Here is a 1,920-nt window from a genome sequence, read left to right as displayed (position 1 = left end):
CCCCCCCCCCCCCCCCGCGGCTCTACAGGTTCGGGTAGAGCGGGTACTTCGCGGTCAGCGCCTGGACCCGGCCGCGCAGCGCGGCCTCGTCGAACTCCGGCTTGAGCGCCTCGGCGATGACGTCCGCGACCTCGGCGAAGTCCTCGTCGCCGAAACCGCGGGTGGCCAGCGCCGGGGTGCCGATCCGCAGACCGGAGGTGACCATCGGCGGGCGCGGGTCGTTGGGCACCGCGTTGCGGTTGACCGTGATCCCGATCGAGTGCAGGCGGTCCTCGGCCTCCTGGCCGTTGAGCTCGGAGTTCACCAGGTCCACCAGGACCAGGTGCACGTCCGTGCCCCCCGAGAGCACCTTCACGCCGACCTCGGCCGCGTCCGGCCGCGTCAGCCGCTCGGCGAGCAGCCTGGCGCCCGAGACCGTGCGGCGCTGGCGGTCGGCGAACTCCTCGCCCGCGGCGACCTTGAGGGCCACCGCCTTGGCCGCGATCACGTGCTCCAGCGGCCCGCCCTGCATGCCGGGGAACACCGCGGAGTTGATCTTCTTGCCCAGCTCGGCCTTGGCCAGGATCATGCCGCCGCGCGGGCCGCCCAGGGTCTTGTGCGTGGTCGTGGTGACCACGTCGGCGTGCGGCACCGGGTTGGGGTGCAGCCCCGCCGCGACCAGACCGGCGAAGTGCGCCATGTCCACCATCAGGAGCGCGCCGACCGAGTCCGCGATCTTGCGGAAGCGGGCGAAGTCCAGCTGGCGCGGGTAGGCCGACCACCCGGCGACGATCATCTTGGGCCGGTGCTCCTCGGCGAGCGCCTCGACCTCGTCGTAGTCGACGGTGCCGTCCTCGTCGCGCACGTGGTAGGCCACCGCGTTGAGGATCTTGCCGGAGTAGTTGATCTTCATGCCGTGGGTCAGGTGGCCGCCGTGGGCCAGGTCCAGGCCCAGGATGGTGTCACCCGGCTTGAGCAGCGCGAAGTACACGGCCGTGTTGGCCTGCGCGCCCGAGTGCGGCTGCACGTTGGCGTGCTCGGCGCCGAACAGCGCCTTGGCGCGGTCGATGGCGAGCTGCTCGACGACGTCGACGTGCTCGCACCCGCCGTAGTAGCGGCGGCCCGGGTACCCTTCCGCGTACTTGTTGGTCAGGACGGTGCCCTGGGCCTCGATCACCGCCTGGGGGGCGAAGTTCTCCGAGGCGATCATCTCCAGGGTGTCGCGCTGGCGGGCCAGCTCCGCGTCGACCGCGGCCGCCACCTCGGGGTCCAGTTCGCCCAGCGTCTGGTTGAGCGTGTTGTCAGTAGCCATCGGGGGCCTACTCCTCGCCTTCGGTCAGCTTGGTGTACTCCTCGGCGGAGAGAAGGTCGGTGGGCTCCTCGGAGATCCGGGCCCTGAACAGCCAACCGTCCTCGAAGGGCGAGGAGTTGATGGTCTCGGGCTCGTTCTCCAGGATCGCGTTGACCTCGGTGACCTCACCGCTCACGGGCGAGTAGACGTCGCTGACGGACTTGGTGGACTCCACCTCGCCGCACGGCTCGTCCGCGGTCACCTCGCTGCCGACCTCGGGCACCTCGACGTAGACGATGTCGCCCAGGGACTCGGCGGCGAACGAGGTGATCCCGACGGTGGCGATCCCGTCCTCGACCACGACCCACTCGTGTTTGGCGGTGTAACCCAGCTCCGTGGGAACGCTCACTTCAACTCTCCTTGGAGGTGTTCCATTTTCCTGCCGCGCGCCCGTACGGCTGCCCGGCCCGGCCTACGCCCGGTCGCGCCCCGTGCGTGCGGGTCCCCTGTGTGGGGATCCCGCCGCGCCGGGGCGTGCGGGCCTTCGGGGTGTGAAGGCCCCTGCTCCTACGACTGCCGCTTGTAGAACGGCAGCTCGACCACGTCGACGTCCTCGCCCCGCCCGCGCACGTCCACGGTGAACGCGCCGG

Annotated in this window: 2 protein-coding genes; both read right to left on the bottom strand. The window is 70.8% G+C overall.

Features of this window, described 5'->3' with window-relative positions:
* Positions 1–22: 22 nt before the first annotated feature.
* On the bottom strand, positions 23–1,291 hold the full coding sequence (glyA, locus tag DQW06_RS14460; RefSeq protein ID WP_013151478.1) for a serine hydroxymethyltransferase: 1,269 nt from the start codon (positions 1,289–1,291) through the stop codon (positions 23–25).
* 7 nt (positions 1,292–1,298) lie between these two features.
* Positions 1,299–1,679 (bottom strand): glycine cleavage system protein GcvH, encoded by a 381-nt coding sequence (gene gcvH, locus DQW06_RS14455; protein ID WP_013151479.1) that lies wholly within the window; start codon positions 1,677–1,679, stop codon positions 1,299–1,301.
* Positions 1,680–1,920 lie beyond the last annotated feature (241 nt).

Origin of the sequence: Nocardiopsis sp. TNDT3 (assembly GCF_003427465.1) — a bacterium.
GTDB lineage: Bacteria > Actinomycetota > Actinomycetes > Streptosporangiales > Streptosporangiaceae > Nocardiopsis > Nocardiopsis dassonvillei.
This window is presented reverse-complemented; position numbering and strand designations above follow the sequence as displayed.